The organism is Mucilaginibacter sediminis (assembly GCF_051903035.1).
In the GTDB taxonomy this organism is placed as follows: Bacteria; Bacteroidota; Bacteroidia; order Sphingobacteriales; family Sphingobacteriaceae; genus Mucilaginibacter.
This window is the reverse complement of record NZ_CP170602.1, coordinates 4852469-4870707: the sequence shown is the minus strand read 5'-3', so window position 1 is coordinate 4870707 and position 18239 is coordinate 4852469. Positions and strand designations below refer to the sequence as shown.

The following is an 18239-nucleotide window of genomic DNA, read 5'->3' as shown; positions in this document are numbered from 1 at the left end:
GAATTTGCACATCTAAAATAACCTTATCTTTGCCCAACTATGACCGATAAAAAAGTAAGAGTACGTTTTGCGCCGAGCCCAACAGGTGGTTTGCACCTGGGTGGCGTACGCACCGTGTTGTTTAATTATTTGTTTGCCAAAAAACACCACGGCGATTTTGTTTTGAGAATTGAAGATACCGACCAAACCCGCTATGTGGAAGGTGCCGAAGAATATATTTTAGACTGCCTTAAATGGTGTGGCCTGCAGCCCGACGAGAGCCCCGTTGTTGGCGGCCAATATGCACCTTACCGCCAAAGCGAGCGCAAAGCCATTTACCGCGAATATGCCGAACGCCTTGTAATGCAGGGCCACGCATACTATGCATTTGATACCGCCGAAGAGCTGGACAAAAACCGTAAGGAGATCCCCAACTTTCAATACGGGCAGGCGTACCGGGATACATTACGAAACTCGATATCGTTGCCCCAGCATGAGGTTGATGCACTGTTAGATGCGCATACCCCGCACGTTATCCGCATAAAAATGCCGGCTGATGAAACGGTAAGTTTTACCGATATGATTCGCGGACATGTAAGCTTCGAAACCAACCTGGTTGACGATAAAGTATTACTAAAAGCCGATGGTATGCCAACCTACCACCTTGCGGTGGTAGTTGATGATTACCTGATGAAAATTTCGCACGCTTTCCGTGGCGAAGAGTGGCTGCCATCTGCCCCGGTGCATTTGTTGCTTTGGGAGTATTTAGGATGGAAAGCCGATATGCCGCAATGGGCGCATTTACCATTGATATTAAAACCGGATGGCCACGGCAAGTTAAGTAAGCGCGATGGTGCCCGCCTTGGTTTCCCGGTTTACGCTATGAGTTGGTTTGATGCCAAAACGGGCGAATTAACACCGGGCTTTAGGGAACTTGGTTTTTTGCCCGAAGCGTTTTTAAACCTGCTGGCTACCCTTGGCTGGAACGATGGTACCGGCCAGGAGTTATTTACGCTGGATGAACTGGTAGAGAAATTCTCGATAGAGCGAGTGAGCAAAGCCGGCGCTAAGTTTGATTTTGAAAAGGCCAAATGGTTCAATGCCGAGTGGATAAAAAGGCTGAAAGCTGAAAGCTTAAAGCCGAAAGTCAAAGCAGTGCTGGCCGATAAAGGCATTGTTGTAACAGATGATGCTAAGCTGGAAACGGTTATCAATTTAATAAAAGACCGTTGTGTGGTATTGCCTGATTTTTACTTGCAGGCGGGTTACTTTTTTGAGCAGCCGAAAGAATATGACCTTAACGCCGTAAAGCCTAAATGGACAGATGCAAAAACCGGATTTTTTAACGCGCTGATTACTTTATTGACAGCCGAAGCCGGCATTGAAGCCCATGATTTTGAAACCAAATTTAAAGCCCTTGCTGAAGAAAAGGCGCTGAAGGTTGGGGATGTAATGTTGCCATTTCGCATTATGCTGGTAGGCGGTAAATTTGGTCCGCATGTATTTAATATCGCGGCCTTGTTGGGAAAGGAAGAAACGATTGGCAGGATTGAGAAAGCGTTGGCGGCGTTTACCCTGTAAGTGCCATCGCCACCAATAAACGCAGGTTACTAACCGAAATTAGTTGTCGAGATCCAGACTTACGAAGTTTTTAAAACTTCGTAAGTCTTTTCCGGGCCATTAAGCTTCATCTCTATGGCCGTGTAAGATTCCCCAAATCCAGCACAATTGCATCCCCCTCTGGTGTTAAGCGCCAGGCAGAACCGTTGGCCGGTTTCGAAAGCGTTCCTTGCAAAGCCTTTAATTTATAATTTGTATTTTCAAACCTGCAGTTCAGTTGTTTCGGGTTGATGTTAATATAGGGTGTTGCAGCACCGGGAGCTACATCCATATCCAAACACCAATTATAGCTGGCCTTGTTATCCATGTATATTTTAATTTGCTTCTCGGTCAAATCAATTTCCAGCATGCCGCCTTCATTCAGCCGCCATGATATGTGCATGCCGCTTTTTCCGGTATTTGTAAACACCGGCGAATATCCTTTTACCAGGACTTCCTTTCCATCCACCATTTTTTTCAGCCTTAAGCCGGCAATATGATCGGGCTTGCTCCAAATGTATCCATCCACAACAGGCAGGGTAAAAAAGGTGCATTCGTTTGATGTCGCAGCTTTGGTTTCGTATACCGATGGGAATTTTTCGTCAAACAAATGAATGTCGCGAATGCGCAGACTGCCATCTTCCCACAGCATATTGATACGATAAAAGCGGCTGTTGTACCAAACGGTTTTCAAATCGCTGCCCGGGATGTCGTTGCTTACTGTAAATGAAGTTGCCGGGGTAACCGGGTATTTCTTTTTAAACCAGCGGCCCGATTGTTCGAGGGTTTCAACCCTCACTTTATGCTCATCGCGTAGTTTGGCAATCAGTGGCATCTGCATTTCGAGGCCTTTGGCCATGGCATCCCAGGTAAAAGAGTTTTCCTGTCCGGCCTGGGTATAATTAAAGCCGAGCGAAGGATCATCGGTAAATGATTTGAAAAACCAGTTTACCCAGGTTGAATCGCCGCCGCCAAATTTGTAAACGGGCTCCAATGTAACAACGCCTTGCCGGGTTGTACCAAGGCCGTTATCGTACTGCCGTACCGGATCGCTGCCCAGCATCCGGAAGATGGGAACAGGGATCTGGTTCTGCGCGTGCTGGGCCGGCATATACGAGTTTATTTTACTTGGATAATAGGCCTGGTTCCAGTAGCCGCCCCACAAGGTATACCCGTCGGTGCCATACTGATCTTTACAGTTTGCCGAAGCCACGATATGGTATTTTTGATACATATAGTTAATGCTGTAGGCATCAATAAACCACGAAGCCACCGATTGGGGGTAATAGCCAAAAATCTTTTTAAAATCGCGAAAGTATACATCTATCAGTTTTTCGCGCTCCTTTGGTGTATAGCCGGTAGAAAAGCCAATGTTGGCCCGCCAATCCCAGGGGTAGCGGCCGCGCCATTTAAGGCCGGCATTTTCCACCATAGGCTGCGGGATCTCCCACCAGGCGCCAATCTCGAACGTCCCCTTTGGCAGGCTTGCCAGTAGCTTTTGATATCGCTTATCCATCAGCGCATCATACTGTAAAAGGAATGTGCCGCCCAGGTGATACTTTTTCATGATCTCCACCTGTTTTACCACAGTTTGGTACAATACATCTTCGGTAATTGCCGGGTCGCGCGGTTCCAGCAGGCGAATGAAGTTAACAATGTTAACGATCTTAGGTGTACTATCGGCGGGTATTGGTTTTTTATTTTGGGCGATTGCAGTTATCGCCATTGAAATAAACAAAGCGCAAAAAATGAATTTGCAGGCAGCATTAGCTTTTGTAAAAATCATAGGGTAGGTAATGTATGGTCAAATTGGAAATCAACTCACTAACGTAGTGAATTGATTGGCGTTTGGCATCCCTATCTGTCTGATGTTGGAAAACAGTTATATATGAGAGAGTAACGTTCAGCTGACGGCTAAGGAAATATGTAACCGGTTTATATAAAATCAAAATAGCCCCTTTTGAATATAACTACTGATTGAGGAATAGCATTTTCTTCGTCAGGATCGTCAATTGTATTAACACCGATACCATATTTAAGAGAAGTAAATTCATCATGGTTAATTATTGGTGATGCGTTAAGTTTTTATAAACCGTTGTAAATAGCTGAATATAAATATAATATAGTTGTTATTTGATTTTTTGATTTGATTTGACCTTTAGTTTAGGCCTTTTTTAAAGGCTATGAATTCAGGGAAGTATGTTTTTGCTCAACTTTTGCATTTGGTTGATAGGTATGAGTTTGAGAAATGCGTTTCTAAGTATAATGGGGATTTCCGGACAAGGAATTTCAATTGTTGGAACCAGTTCATCCAACTGTTTTTCGGTCAATTGACCTCCCGAAACTCGCTCCGTGATATCTGTGTTTGCCTAAAAGCGCACAAGAACAAACTGTACCACCTCGGAATTAGGGATTATGTGAACCAATCCACGTTATCGCGCGCAAACGAAAACCGGGATTGCCGGATATTCGAAGACTTCGGCAAATACCTGATTGAAAAGGTAAGGCCGATGTATTCCAATGAACCAATTGCCAATGTGGATATTGGCAATGAAGTGTTTGCCCTTGACTCCACAACGGTTTCTTTGAGTCTGAAGCTATTCGTTTGGGCTCCTGGCAAGTACTCGCGTGGCGCTATCAAGATACATACACTACTGGACTTAAGAGGGAACATACCTGCTTTTATCCTGATCACCGATGGTAAATACCACGACAGCAACGCGCTTGATACAATAACTCCAGTTCCAGGGGCAATATATATAATGGACAAAGCGTATGTTGACTTTAAGGCTTTGTACAATATCCACAACTGCGGTGCATCCTTTATCACAAGGGCAAAGAGCGTCATGGATTGCGCGATTGTTGAGCGAAATTTCAACATTGATCCGAACTCAGGGCTCACAGGGGACAAAACTGTCGTGCTGAACGGGCCAAAGTCTAAAAAACTTTATCCAGAACAGCTAAGGTTGGTGGAATATTACGATGGTGAGAAAGATACCGAACTGGTGTTCCTAACTAACAACTTCGAAGTATCCGCCCTGGAAATTGCAAGGCTGTACCGTAACAGGTGGCAAATAGAGACTTTTTTCAAGTGGATAAAACAGAACCTGACCATTAAATCTCTGTGGGGGCAATCAGAAAACGCAGTGAATATTCACGTTTGGGTTGCTATTTGTACTTACCTAATCGTAGCCAGTGTGAAGCATACTCTGAAAAGCACCCTTTCTATTTACGAGATCATGCAAGTTCTGGGGATATCTGCTTTTGATAAAACTCCTTTGAAAGAGTTATTAACAGAAGATCAAATCATTCAAAATGTCAAAGAACAATATGACTTATTTTAACATTAAAAACTTAACGCATCAGTACTAATGGTTAATTGTTAATTCAGGATCGAAACGTTGAAACAGGGACACCAGATCGCGGTAGCGCGTTTCTAAAAGATTAACATTATTAAAAATAGGATTGGGCCTGAAATACTCGAACGCGTTTATATTTCCTTTTTCATCATAATAAACAAATAGCTCGCTTTGCTTAAAGTGATCGTAATAATCCTTGTAGTTATCTTTCCCCTTAACGCCGGATGTAAATTTTTCATTTAGTTTTTTCCTTATATCTTCCCGGGTATCGGAAAAAAGCAAATAACCAACAGATTTAAATGGAACTATTATCATAACTCAGCATATTATGTAATCGATTTTATTATTTCAACACCAAAAACAAATAAAGATACACCCACAAAATATCTATAAAATGCCAAAAGGTGGTGCTCATTTCCATGCGGTACAAAATTCTGTACCGGGGCTTGTTTTTTAACGAGCCGGATAGGGTGTAGCCCAGCAGCGCAATGCCGGTTATGATGTGTAAAAGATGAACGGCCACAAAAACATAAATAAACGATTGATAGCTTTTATGCATATCAAAATAAACTTTTTGATGAAGCAAAATACCCCAGGCAACAGCCTGCAGTAACATAAACAGTAGCCCCAACACCATCGTAATTTTTAGGTACAGGTGGAATTTGGCATTTTGCAATTGCTTTAAACTTTTGCCGGCTACATGTAAAGTGCCACTGCTACCGAGTATAACAACAGTACTAATGATAAAAACAAACAGCAATTGAGTATGTATGACATCGCCTGCCGAGGTTGATATCAGGAACACGCTGGTTAGCCCGGCAACCAACATAAACGAAGATGCTATGGCCAGCCAAACCATAAACTTGCGGGCATTCAGGTTTTGTATATCCTTGCGTTCATCCATGCCGAAAATTAGCGAATTGTTGTGTTAAAAGTGCAATTGCCGGCGTATTTTCCGCAACTGGCATTAAACAGGCCGGGTACTTTTACGCGTAAAATCAATCAAATTGCTTTTGAGGTCCCCATTATTTATATTTGGTAAAAAAGCTACTTATGCGTACCAAACTTATCGCTCTAACTGTGTTAACACTCAGTTTTTCATTTGCTTACAGCCAGCAAAAAGGATATTACCGAACGCCCTGCATCAGCAAAAACACCGTAGTATTTACTGCCGAAGGAGACCTTTGGAAATACGACCTTGCCAGTAAGGCATCAACCCGGTTAACCACCAATGCCGGGGTTGAACAAAACCCGGCTATATCGCCGGATGGAAAGCAGCTGGCCTTTACGGGTCAGTATGAAGGTGTTGCCGAAATTTACCTGATGGATATTAATGGCGGCGTGCCTAAACGACTCACTTACGACTATGACGGCCGCAATGAATTTATTTCTGGCTGGACAAAAGAGGGCGATATTTTATACCGAACCACAGCTATAAGCGCACTGCCCAATCCGCAGATGGTAAAGCTGAACCCGGCTACAGGCAAGAAACAGATTATACCGCTATGGCAGGCCTCGTTGGGGTGCTATGACGACAATGGCGTGCTTTATTTTACCCGTTTCCCTAACCAGGGCAGTAAAACAAAACGATATAAGGGGGGCCTGATAGAGCAGGTGTGGAAGTTTGATGGCAGGCAGGAGGCCACTAACCTCACAGGCGATTTTGACGGAACCAGTACCAGCCCCATGTACTACAATGGCCGCATCTACTTTTTAACAGACAGAGATGGCACTATGAACCTATGGTCGATGGATACCGGCGGCAAAAATTTAAAACAGCAAACTTTTTCAAAGGGTTGGGATTTGCAAACGCCGGGCATTTACGAATCGAAAGTGGTTTACCAGAAGGGGGCCGATATTTGGCTGTACGATATTAATACCAACCAGGAAAAGCTACTGGACATTAATCTCACCTCCGATTTTGATCAGCGCAAACCCCGCTGGATAAAAGGACCGGTAAACAGTATCAGCTTTTCAGATATCTCGCCAAATGGTAACTATGTGGCTATCGTAAGTCGTGGCCGCGTGTTTGTATCGCCGGCTAAAAGCGATCGCTGGGTGGAGATCAACCCCAAAAGCGGCATCCGGGCAAAAGACGTTCATTTTATAAACGATAAAAGCATAGCCGTACTATCCGACCAGAACGGCGAATTTGAAGTGTGGAAGATGAGCGCCGACGGCATTGACAAGCCGGTGCAGATGACCCAGAAAAGCACCACCACCATCTCTCTTTTCAAGGTATCGCCTAATGGTAAGTTTGTGGCCTACAGCGATAAAAACGAAGTGCTGCGGATAGCCGATGCTACAACAGGCGAAATAAAGTTTACTTACGATAAGACTTACGGAGGCATAGCTGAGCTTTCATGGTCGCCGAATAGCTTGTTGCTGAACGTTACTGAAAGCATTGAGAATACCAACATGCAGATAAGCATGGTTGATACGCGCACCATGAAGATGAAAGCGGTTACCACAACCCGGCTTAACAATTATAGCCCGGCCTGGTCGGCAGATAATAACTGGTTGTATTTTGTGAGCGAGCGTAATTTATATTCAAAAACCCGCAGTCCCTGGGGGCCGCGCCAACCCGAGCCGTATTACACACAAACCGCAGGCATTTACGCTATGCCGTTAGATACAGGCGCCAAATTCCCCTTCCTGCAGACGGATTCATGGCTTACCGATTCGGTTTTTACGGCGATGGAAAAAAAGAAGATGGAGAAAAAAGCCGATAAAAAAAGCAAAGGTGCGGTAGCGCCATCTAAGATTTATGACTGGGCAACGGCTATGCAAAGCGTTTACCAGGTGCCGGTAAAAAGCGGCAATATGGCATCGGTAGCTATTGCCAACGGATTTTTGTACTGGCTGGATAGCGGCCCCGACGGTGAGAACGATGGCGGCAAAATATTCGCGCTGAAAATTGAAGAGAGTAAAAAGTACGAGCCGACCGAGGTAGCGTCGTTTGTACGGGATTTCAACGTATCGGCTAATGGCAAAAAAATACTGATCCAGTTTACCAATAAATCGTTGGCTGTAGGTGACGCCAACGGCCAGAAAATGGAACTGGAAAAAACAAAAGTCGATTTGGCTAACTGGAGTTTTTCCATCAATCCGCAGGAGGATTGGAAAGAGATGTTTGACGATGCCTGGCGCATGATGCGCGATTATTTTTACGACCGTGATATGCACAAAGTAAAATGGGCCGATGTGAAAAAGCAGTACGAGCCCTTGCTGGCGCGCGTAACCGACCGTTATGAACTTGACGACCTGCTTGGCCAGATGGTTGGCGAACTATCGGCCTTGCACACCTTTGTGTATGGCGGCGACAAACGTACAGCCGTAGATAAGATACCCACGGGCTTTTTGGGTGCTACATTTAGCAAAGTTGCAGCGGGTGTTAAAATAGAACATATTTATAAAGCCGACCCTGACTATGCTTTTTCTTCGCCGCTGGATAAGCCTGAATTGAAAATTAAAGAGGGCGACATCATTACCGCGGTTAATAACATACCGCTTACCGGTGTAAATGATATTGGCGAGGTTCTGGCCGATAAGGTGGGCATCCCCGTTAAGCTGAACCTTTTAAGCAAGACCAAAAAGCCGTACGAGCAGGTAGTGAAGCCATTTTCTGCAAACGATGCCTACAAATTGCGTTATGACGAGTGGGAGTATAATACCCGCCAAAAGGTAGATAGTGCAAGCAATAATGATATTGGCTATATCCACCTGAAAGCCATGGGGGGCGATGATATGGATGCCTTTGTAAAACAATTTTATCCGATTTTTAACCGCAAGGGGCTGATACTGGATGTGCGCCAAAATTTTGGCGGTAATATAGATAGCTGGGTACTTGAAAAGCTGTTACGTAAAGCGTGGATGTACTGGCAGGGCCGCGCGGGCGGGCCAACCTGGAACATGCAGTATGCTTTCAGGGGCCATATGGTATTGCTTTGCGATCAGCAAACCGCATCAGACGGCGAAGCAATCAGCGAAGGTTTCCGCAGGTTGGGCCTGGGCAAAGTAATAGGGATGCGCACCTGGGGCGGCGAGATTTGGTTATCAAGCGATAACAGGATGGTTGATGGCGGTATAGCATCTGCTGCCGAGATGGGCGTGTTTGGTCCCGAAGGTAAATGGCTGATAGAAGGGCACGGCGTTGATCCGGATATAGTTATGGATAACCTGCCTAATGAATCATTCAAAGGAAAAGATGCGCAGTTAGAGGCCGCGCTGGCTTACCTGAAAAAACAAATAGCCGATAAGCCTGTAGAAGCGCCAAAGGTACCACAACACCCGGATAAATCATTTATATATAAATAGTAACGGTGTTGTTTTAAGTTTAACTTAATAATTAAAAACGCCTTCGCTTATTAATGGCATTAACAGCCAATAAGTTAAGGCGTTTTTTTAATTGACGATACTTTATAACTGGTTTTAATGTGGCAACTTATGCCGCAACAAACCATAGAGGTAAGTACCCGCCAATGCGCCGATAACCACGATGATAAAGGATACATACCCGTAGCCGATATTTACAAACATAGGGCCGGGGCATGCGCCGGTAAGCGCCCAGCCAAGGCCGAATACCAGGCCGCCGATGATATACTTTGCCCGACTTTTTTCTTTATCGGCAAATATGATAGGGTTGCCCTGCGAATCTTTGAGGTGAAACTTTTTAATGAGGTAAACAGACAATGCGCCTAAAATTACAGCGGTGCCAATAATGCCATACATATGAAACGACTGGAAACGGAACATCTCCTGGATGCGGTACCAGGACACCGCTTCAGACTTGGTCATGATGATGCCGAAAATGATGCCGGCGATGATAAATCTTAATCCTTTCATATCGATAATATCAGCGGCAATAAAAAGTGTGTCATGATAAGCCCGCCGGCAAAAAAGCCAATGACCGCTATTAATGAAGGCAATTGCAGATTTGACAGGCCACTAATGGCATGCCCCGATGTACATCCGCCCGCATACCTGGAGCCAAAGCCTACCAGTAAACCTCCGGATAACAGGATGAAAACATTTTTGAAAGAAAGGCTATGAACCCCAAAAAGCTGTGCGGGATTTAGCTGACCGTCAAAATTTATACCGATAGTTTTAAGATCGGTAACGGTAGAGGCGGCCAGTTTTAATGGCGCATCGTTTTTTAACAGGGTCGCGGATATCAATCCGCCTAAAACCGAGCCCAGCAAAAAAAGCAGGTTCCATTTTTGTGCCCGCCAGTCGAAATCAAAAAGCAACACTTTTTTACCCGCGCCGGCCATGGAGCAGATGGTACGCAGGTTTGATGAAAAACCAAATGATTTTCCGAAATAAAGCAATAAAACCATGATAGCTGCAATTGCAGCCCCCGAAGTATACCAGGGCCAGGGTTGTTTGAGCAAATTAAGCATCGTTATATATTAGTCCTTATTATTAATTTACAAATTAATCAGGGCATTGTGCTTGGACACACATACGCGCTTATATTAAACCTGCCTGAATCTTTTATGGCTTTAAAGCCGCCCTGAACATCAACAAGGTTAGTAAAGCCCCGCGCCCTCAGCATCGAATTAAATATCATTGAACGATATCCTCCGGCACAATGCACATAGTAAGTCTCATTTTTATCCAACCGGGCCATATTGCTGTTGATGTCATCCAGCGGCAGGTTTTCGGCGTCTAATATATGTTCGGCATAGTACTCTGGTGCTTTACGCACATCAAGAATTTTTACCGGGCTATGGTTGCTTACTTTATCTGCAAGTTCATCAGCAGTTAAAGATACAATGCTGTCTGTTTCGTTACCGGCAGCCTGCCACGCCGCAATGCCGCCCTTTAAATAACCAATGGCATGGTCATAACCCACGCGGGCCAGGCGGGTAACTACCTCTTCTTCGCGCCCGTCTTCGGTAATCAACAAAATTTGCTGGTTGATATCCGGCACCAACGCGCCAACCCATGGGGCAAAGCTCCCATCTATGCCAATATTGATGGAGTTAGGCACAAAGGCCTTCGCAAAAACCAGGGGATCGCGCGTGTCAAGCAAAATGGCGCCGGTGCTGTTGGCCGCGGCTTCAAACGCGTCGGGGGTTAATGGCTGGGTTCCCTGGCTCAGTACTTTTTCAAAGCTTTCGTAACCCTCCCTGTTCATTTTAACATTTAATGGAAAATATACCGGCGGGGCGGTTAATCCACGGGTAACCTCAGTTATAAATTCTTCACGCGTCATGTTAGGGCGCAAGGCGTAGTTGTATTTTTTTTGATTGCCTAAGGTGTCGGTAGTTTCCTTGCTCATGTTTTTGCCGCAGGCAGATCCGGCACCGTGGGCGGGGTAAATAATAACATCATCGGGCAATGTCAGGATGCGGGTGCGCAACGAATCGAACAAAATACCCGCCAGGCCTTCCTGTGTCAGCCCCGATGCTTTTTGTGCCAGGTCGGGACGGCCAACATCGCCGATGAATAAAGTATCGCCAGAGAACAACGCGGTTTCTTTGCCAAATTCATCACTCAAAAGGTAACAGGCGGATTCCATAGTATGGCCGGGTGTGTGCAGCACTTTTATGGTGAGTTTGCCAACTTTAAAGGTTTCGTTATCTTTAGCTATATGCGCTTCAAAACCGGTTACTGCGTTTGGCCCATAAACAATCTGCGCGCCGGTTTCCCGTGCCAGGTCGATGTGGCCCGATACGAAATCGGCATGAAAATGAGTTTCAAAAACATACTTGATGGTGGCACCGGCCGCTTTGGCTTTAGCTATGTATGGCTCCACCTCCCTTAAGGGATCAACAATGGCAACCTCATTTTCTGATTGGATGTAATATGCACCCTGGGCCAGGCATCCGGTATATATTTGTTCTATATGCATGATATATTCTTTATACTTTAACAAAGTTGCGGTTTCGTACGCAAACAGATGGTAACCAAAGTCACCGCCGCATTAAATTTACTTAAAAAACAGTTCTTTGGCCAGTATATAAATACCCATTACCAATACAAACCAGCCAAAGGCTTTTTTTAATTTGTTGGCATCAACCCGGCGGCTAATTAAGCCGCCTGCAAATATGCCGGCGATGGCTATCGCGGTTATTTTTATCAGAAATGCCCAGTCTATAGTAAAATGACCCAGGTCGCCGGTAAAGCCAATCAGCGAATTCATGGCGATAACGAGCAGCGAGGTACCAACAGCCTCTTTCATGGGCAAGCCAACCAGTAAAACAAGGGTTGGGATAAGCAAAAAGCCGCCGCCTGCCCCTAAGAAGCCGGTGGCCAACCCTATGGCTATACCATAAAGTAAAAGTTTGGTAATGTTGCTTTTTTTTTCGCCCGTGTTTTGTGGCACTTCCGTCTTACTGCCGCTTTTAATCATTGCTGTTGCCGCGGCCACCATCAACAGCGCGAAAAGCACCATGGTAAGGATATTTTCGGTGAGCTGAAATGAACCTATCTGTAAAATGTTATGGGGTATTAAGGGCAACAGGAACTTACGGGCGATAAAAACCGTGCTGATAGATGTTAAACCAAAAAGCAACGCTGTTTTCACATTCACCAGTCCCTTGCGGTAGTTGGTAAAAGCGCCAACCAAACTGGTTGAGCCAACAATAAACAGGGAGTAAGAGGTGGCCAAAAGCGGGCTGGCGCCAAAAAGGTAAACCAGCACCGGAACCGTCATGATTGAGCCGCCCCCACCAATCAGGCCAAGCGAAATTCCGATTAAAGCAGATGCGAGGTAAGCGAAAACGTGCATGTTTAAAACTAATTATTAACACAAAAGTAAATGATTTGCCCACCTGCTGCGGTGACTTATGTCACCACGGATTTTTATTTTTTCCAATGCAATCCCGATATGCTTCCGGGATAGGACGCAAAGAGGTAATGATATTTTCAAACCAGGGGGTAAATCGAAAGGGGTTATTTTATTTGCGGTTAAAAGGTGCCGGATACTATGGGTTGCCAACATGCGATAGCCCGAACCCGGTTTTATAGTAAATTAACCAGGCAGGGAAAAATAAAAAGCGCCGCACTCCGAGCAGGCGCTGATTAATTAACTATTAACTGAAAGTATCTTCTTAACAAGTATGAAGAAACAAGTAAAGAACGACAAGAGTATGATGATTTGCCAAAGCAAACCTCCCTTTGGGATTATAGTAGTAGTTTATTCATGCATTATTAAAATAACCGTTTTAATTTCAGCGCTGAAATTAGACTAAAACGTTTCCATCCGCATACTAATATCGGTGGATGCCCTTTTTATATCGATGAATAGCGTTCCCCGGGGTCCCCGGGCAGCATTAGGTATAAGTAGTAAATAGGGCGAAAATATGTTAGAGACAGAAGCCCTTAAATTTCGCAAAAAATTTAACGCGGGCCCCGGCAGCGGATAAAAACAAAGAAGGCCCCGGGAAAAACCGGGGCCTTCTGGAATATCAGTTATATCTAAAATCTAATTAAAGGTATTTGGTAATATCTTCAGACATTGGCGTGGTTGCCGACCTGAAACGGTGGATGAGTTTGCCATTTTCGTCGATCAAAAACTTTTCGAAGTTCCATTTAATGTCGCCTGTAAAATCAGGATTTGGCGCTGTTGTAAGATATTGGAACAATGGGTCGATATCTAAACCTAAAACGCTAACTTTTCCGCTCATCGGGAACGTTACGTTAAAATTGTCATGACAAAAGGTCTTTATGTCCTGATTAGTGCCCGGTTCCTGGCCGCCAAAGTTATTTGCAGGAAAGCCAACTACAACCAGTTTGCCTTTGTATTTTTCGGCCAATGCTTCTAAATCTTTGTATTGTTTGGTAAAGCCACATTTCGAGGCCGTGTTTACAATCAATACCTTTTTGCCTTTGTATTTGGCCAGCGAAAAGTTATCCCCGTCGATAGTTTTCAGCTTAAACTCATAAACCGACGATGGAGCGGCCGTCATTAAAACGAAGCCCAATATTAAAGAAAGTAATTTCATGGTTTTAAATAATTGATGGTTAAACAAATATGCGGGTAAAATTAGCCAATAAAACTACGCTTAGCTAAATACTCATCCTCTTTTTGTGTCATTTTTTTCTTTGTAACAACACTTTTATCTGTATAGCCTAACAGGTGCAATGCGCCATGAATAATTACGCGATGAAGTTCTTCTGTTTCTGAATGGCCAAACTTAACGGCGTTTTCACGGATCCGCTCTATCGATATAAAAATATCCCCCACAATATCGCCTTTAACCTCGCTGTTATCAAAAGTGATGATATCGGTGTAGGTATCATGATCAAGATATTGCTGGTTAAGGGTAAGCAGGTAAGCATCAGAGCAAAAAATGTAGTTTAGCTCTTTCAATTTAAAACCCTCGGCAACAATGGCTTCTTTAATCCACTGGCGCACAAGGGCTTTGTTTTTTAGCTTATAGTTAATGTCTTCTTCAAAAAAACTGATGGCGGGCATTATATTTTAAAATGTAGTTCAATTTCGTTACCCGCTGCGTTAAAAATGCATTGGTCGGCCAGGTGCTTAATAATAAAAACGCCACGGCCGGTAAGGCTCTCCAGGTTTTCCGGCGCTGTTGGGTCGGCCAGGTGATTATAATCAAAGCCTTCACCTTCGTCGGTAACCGTCCATATAACGCGCTTTGGGGCAACATCGGCATTAATAATTACCTTTTTGGTTGCATCAAGTTTGTTGCCATGTATAATAGCATTTATAGCGGCTTCGTTTAAGCAAGTCATCATGTTGGCAAAAGTATCATCTGCAACATGGTATTTATCAGCAATCTCTTCTATCAGCGCTTCAAGCTGCGTTATGCTCTCCGGGTTCGACGGTAGCTGTAACGTGAATAATTCGCCGGTTTGAACATTTGCCTGTTCCATATTATTTGGCATTAAGTTGATCAAAGTAAGATTTAATTTTTTGCTTGTAATACAAATTAAGTGCCGGAGATACTGTTTTTACCTGTTCTGTCTGTTTTGCCCGTTGTTGCTGGTAACCCTGCAACGCTTTTATGTATCCCGGAGGTATATTTTTGCCGGCCTGGCTTTCTCTCTGCTGATCCTGCTCACGCTCCTGTTGCGCTTTTTCAGCTTCCAATAACCGGCTTTGTATTTGTTGTTGCCTCTTTAACGCCTCGTCTGTAATCTTCTTGTTTACGAGATCTCGCTCAGTTTGTTCCATTTCTTGCGAAATTTTATCTAAATTACCTAATTTACCTGTACCATTGTTATTTTCTTCACGATTTATCTGCTCCAGCTGTTGTCTTATCTGTTGTTGCTGGCGCGCCATACGGGCCAATTGTTCGCTCATGTTGCCTTGCCCGGGTTGGCTCTGTCCTGGTTTATTGCCCTGTTGCTGCATTTGCTCCCGTGCTTTTTGCATGTTTTTGTTTAACTGCTGTTGCATTTTGTTCAGTTGTGATATTGACTGCGGCTTGCCCTTGCCGCTTTTGCTTTTATTCATCATTTTTTGCAGTTGGTCCAACGCTTCGCTCAACATCAGGGCAAGGTTGTTCATGGATGTCATGGCATATTGTTGGTTGCGGTTGGCTTCGGCCGTGCGCCTGTCGCCCAGGTTATCCAGGGCCTGGTCTATATGGGTGTTTATGCTGCTTATCTCGGTATTAACGGTTGATTGAATTTGCGCGATGCGCCTGCTAAGTGCGTACAAGCTATCTTCGGCCGTTTTAAGGTTATCTTTAATGTCCTTTTGGCTTTGCGAGAGGGTAACGTAAGCCGGATCTGTGGGGCTGGTAGTTTTTAGTGTTTGCATCAGCTTTTCCTGGCTAAATGAACTGTTCACCAGGTTTTTCAACAACTCGCGTAGCTGCTGGGTATCAACCGCGTTTTCTTTGCTTTCGCCCTCCTGGTCTTGTTGCTGTAACTTGCCGGCCAAATCCTTCATTTCATCAGCAGCCTGCTTTTGCGATTTACTGGCTTTGTTTTTATCGTTTTTTTGTAAATCGCCGGCGCTTTGTTCCATTTTTTGCGCTATGCTTTGTGTTTCCTTTTCGGGATTCTGAAAATCGCTTTTGTGCTCGGTTTGTTCATTTGTTTTTTGCAGATCGTCAAATCCTTTTTTTACATCGTCAAATTCCTTTTTCAGGTTATCCTGCTCCTGCTGCAATTGTTTTTTATCGGCCCCCTGTTGTTGCGTTTGTTCAGACAGTTTTTGTTCCTTATCAGCAAGTTTATTCAACTGATCAATCTGCTGGTTTAGTTTCTGATCAAATTCCAGCTTTTTATACAGTTCCAGCATCCGGTCAAGTTCCTTTTTTAGCGATTTATTGTCCATCTGCATTTTAGACAATTCATCACGGGTGGCATCTTTTTGTTGTTCGTTTAGCAGTTGTTGCAGGTTTTGCAAAAGCTCCTTTGTTTTTTTATCAAGTACGTTGTTAAATAAATCTTCAATTTGTTTTTGTTTGGCCAGTATCTCTTCATTTTGCTGCTGACTTTCCTGGCGGTTGTACAGATTTTTTTTGTTATCGTCCTTTATTTCCTTCACAAGGTCTTCCAGGTCTTTTCGTTTTTGCAGCAAATCTTCTACCTGTTTCTTTTCGTCAAACGAAAGGCTGTTTTTGTTCAGCAGCATCTGGTTCAGCTTCTGCGACTCTTTTTCAACCTGCCCGGCCAATTTAATGGCCGATTGCATTTTTTGTTTGATGGCCTGCGTACCGGCGTTCAATTGCTCCGTTACTTCGTTGGCATCCGGCACATGAAGGCTGCGTTCGGGGGTGCGGGCTTTTTTGGGTCCGTTTATACCATCATTATCGGCTACTTCAAAAAAATAGGTAACCTGGTCGCCCGGCTTAATGCCCATATCTTTTAAATTCCAAAAATAAAAGAAATCGGCCTGCGCTTGTGCCATATCGGCCGCCACATGTTTTACAAACGTTTTTGGATTGCCGCTATTGCCGGGTGATTGTACATTGTAATGGAAGCTCAAATCAGAAAAACCATGATCATCCTGAATTTTGCCATTAAAATATAACGATTTCATACTTACCGAGTCGGGCTTCTCTTCAACACTTATTACCGGAGGCTCATCCAAAATCACGTTAATATGATAAGTGGCCGGGTCGGTGTGGCTTACCTGGGTGTTTATTGGGGTAAGGCTGTAAGCCGCATTTTTGTAAACTTTTTCGCTATGCTCAAATAATCCGGCACCGCTGGCTACGGCCTGGCGTGGTTCATTGTCCATAAAAAAGCGCAGCCCGGTTGCATATTGGGTATGCAACAGCCACCTGACGGCCGTTCCTGCGGGTATTACCAAATCGCCGGCATTTAAAAGTGTTTCGTTTTTTTTATGCAGGTAGGCAGGATAATTTAATTCCAGATCAAAGTGAAGTAAAGCAGGTTTCTGGCTTACCTTAATCTCGTACGGTGCCGATGTAAAACCATTGCCAATCAGCCTGAATTTGGTGTTTTGCTGCAAATTTGTAAATTGATAATGAAAGCGGCTGATATTCTCTTTATCAAGCTTAAACGTGTTGTTGGCGGTTTCTACATATACATCAGCAGGCAATTTATCGCCATCAAGCCTCAACTCCAGCTTCAGGTCATCGCCCTGAACTGCCGAAAGGGTTTTATTGAGCAGATTGAATTTAAAGGGCGCAGCAGGTATAAAATACTCATTATGCCTGATGAGCCTTTTGGTACTTTCGGTTAATACGGATGGGGCGGCCAATGCGATAACCACGATAACGGCAACCGGCACCAGGATATACCTGAGGTATTTAGCATTCTCGCGGATGTTGATAGCCGACGGAAAGCTCACAGGTTTTAATGATTCGATTTTTTGATCAATGCTGGCTTCGATAAGCGCGCGGTGGCTTTCATCGGCAGCGGCCAGTTTTTTTAGCTGCAGGGTGTTCAGCAGTTTATCATTTACATCCTGAAAATGTTTGCCTATAATTTCGGCGGCTTCGTCGTGGCTTAACGACTTGCCCAATTTAAGCCATGATAACAGCGGCGGTAATATAAGCCAACATACCAGGCCCGCGTTGAGCAGGATAAAAAAATAAAAAAGGATAGTGCGGAAAAGAATATTAAAATTTCCAAAATATTCGCCCAGCGTAATTATTACATAAGCGCTAAACAGGCCGGCGCCCAAAAATATCAACCCACGCAAAAAATTATTAAAATAATACTTCCTTATAAAGATATTTATCTTTTCAATGAGTAATTCATAATTCCCGGCAGCTGACATAGTTCGGCGCTAAAGTATCAAATACATAATTAAACGGAAAATATTGGCGATATTATATTTATCGAGGGTGTTAAGATAAAAAATCAAAGCCGAATAAAAAGCAACGTTATAATATTTAACAA

Annotated in this window: 14 protein-coding genes; 3 read left to right on the top strand and 11 right to left on the bottom strand. The window is 44.1% G+C overall.

What is annotated here, in order from left to right:
* Positions 1–39: 39 nt before the first annotated feature.
* Positions 40–1560 (top strand): glutamate--tRNA ligase, encoded by a 1521-nt coding sequence (gltX, locus tag ACFGVS_RS19990; RefSeq protein WP_439695311.1) that lies wholly within the window; start codon positions 40–42, stop codon positions 1558–1560.
* A gap of 112 nt (positions 1561–1672) precedes the next feature.
* Here gltX and ACFGVS_RS19985 read toward each other — a convergent pair whose 3' ends face one another.
* A complete protein-coding gene (locus ACFGVS_RS19985; RefSeq protein ID WP_439695309.1) occupies positions 1673–3364 on the bottom strand; it encodes a hypothetical protein in 1692 nt (563 codons plus the stop codon).
* A gap of 397 nt (positions 3365–3761) precedes the next feature.
* Here ACFGVS_RS19985 and ACFGVS_RS19980 point away from each other — a divergent pair, with 397 nt between their 5' ends.
* Positions 3762–4922 carry an IS4 family transposase gene (locus ACFGVS_RS19980; RefSeq protein WP_439695308.1) on the top strand — a complete coding sequence of 387 codons (1161 nt, stop codon included), beginning with the start codon at positions 3762–3764 and terminating at the stop codon, positions 4920–4922.
* A gap of 24 nt (positions 4923–4946) precedes the next feature.
* Here ACFGVS_RS19980 and ACFGVS_RS19975 read toward each other — a convergent pair whose 3' ends face one another.
* Together ACFGVS_RS19975 and ACFGVS_RS19970 are read right to left on the bottom strand one after the other, a co-directional pair.
* Complete coding sequence (locus ACFGVS_RS19975) at positions 4947–5252, bottom strand: hypothetical protein (RefSeq protein ID WP_439695306.1); 306 nt, start codon at positions 5250–5252, stop codon at positions 4947–4949.
* A gap of 28 nt (positions 5253–5280) precedes the next feature.
* Entirely contained in the window at positions 5281–5841 is a 561-nt protein-coding gene (locus ACFGVS_RS19970; RefSeq protein ID WP_439695305.1) for a cytochrome c oxidase subunit 3, read from the bottom strand.
* 149 nt (positions 5842–5990) lie between these two features.
* Between ACFGVS_RS19970 and ACFGVS_RS19965 the strand changes: the two genes are divergently transcribed.
* Positions 5991–9254 carry a S41 family peptidase gene (locus ACFGVS_RS19965; protein ID WP_439695304.1) on the top strand — a complete coding sequence of 1088 codons (3264 nt, stop codon included), beginning with the start codon at positions 5991–5993 and terminating at the stop codon, positions 9252–9254.
* A 114-nt stretch (positions 9255–9368) separates the two neighbouring features.
* Here the strand turns inward: ACFGVS_RS19965 and ACFGVS_RS19960 are convergent, their stop codons facing one another.
* The 8 genes from ACFGVS_RS19960 to ACFGVS_RS19925 all read right to left on the bottom strand — a co-directional run bounded on the left by ACFGVS_RS19960 (position 9369) and on the right by ACFGVS_RS19925 (position 18117).
* Positions 9369–9782, bottom strand: coding sequence for a DUF6691 family protein (locus ACFGVS_RS19960; RefSeq protein ID WP_439695303.1), 414 nt, complete (start codon positions 9780–9782; stop codon positions 9369–9371).
* A complete protein-coding gene (locus tag ACFGVS_RS19955) occupies positions 9779–10339 on the bottom strand; it encodes a YeeE/YedE family protein (RefSeq protein ID WP_439695302.1) in 561 nt (186 codons plus the stop codon). The genes ACFGVS_RS19960 and ACFGVS_RS19955 overlap by 4 nt, the downstream gene beginning before the upstream one ends.
* A 38-nt stretch (positions 10340–10377) precedes the next feature.
* Positions 10378–11796 carry an MBL fold metallo-hydrolase gene (locus ACFGVS_RS19950; protein ID WP_439695300.1) on the bottom strand — a complete coding sequence of 473 codons (1419 nt, stop codon included), beginning with the start codon at positions 11794–11796 and terminating at the stop codon, positions 10378–10380.
* Positions 11797–11874: 78 nt separating this feature from the next.
* On the bottom strand, positions 11875–12675 hold the full coding sequence (locus ACFGVS_RS19945; protein WP_274210814.1) for a sulfite exporter TauE/SafE family protein: 801 nt from the start codon (positions 12673–12675) through the stop codon (positions 11875–11877).
* A gap of 700 nt (positions 12676–13375) precedes the next feature.
* Positions 13376–13891, bottom strand: a complete 516-nt coding sequence (locus ACFGVS_RS19940; protein WP_439695299.1) for a glutathione peroxidase — start codon at positions 13889–13891, stop codon at positions 13376–13378.
* 41 nt (positions 13892–13932) lie between these two features.
* A complete protein-coding gene (gene ybeY / locus ACFGVS_RS19935) occupies positions 13933–14364 on the bottom strand; it encodes an rRNA maturation RNase YbeY (RefSeq protein WP_439695298.1) in 432 nt (143 codons plus the stop codon).
* On the bottom strand, positions 14364–14786 hold the full coding sequence (locus ACFGVS_RS19930; RefSeq protein WP_090637941.1) for an ATP-binding protein: 423 nt from the start codon (positions 14784–14786) through the stop codon (positions 14364–14366). Before ACFGVS_RS19930 ends, ybeY begins: the two co-directional genes overlap by 1 nt.
* A 1-nt stretch (position 14787) precedes the next feature.
* Positions 14788–18117: a DUF4175 family protein gene (locus tag ACFGVS_RS19925; protein ID WP_439695296.1), complete on the bottom strand. Its 3330-nt coding sequence runs from the start codon at positions 18115–18117 to the stop codon at positions 14788–14790.
* Positions 18118–18239: the final 122 nt, after the last annotated feature.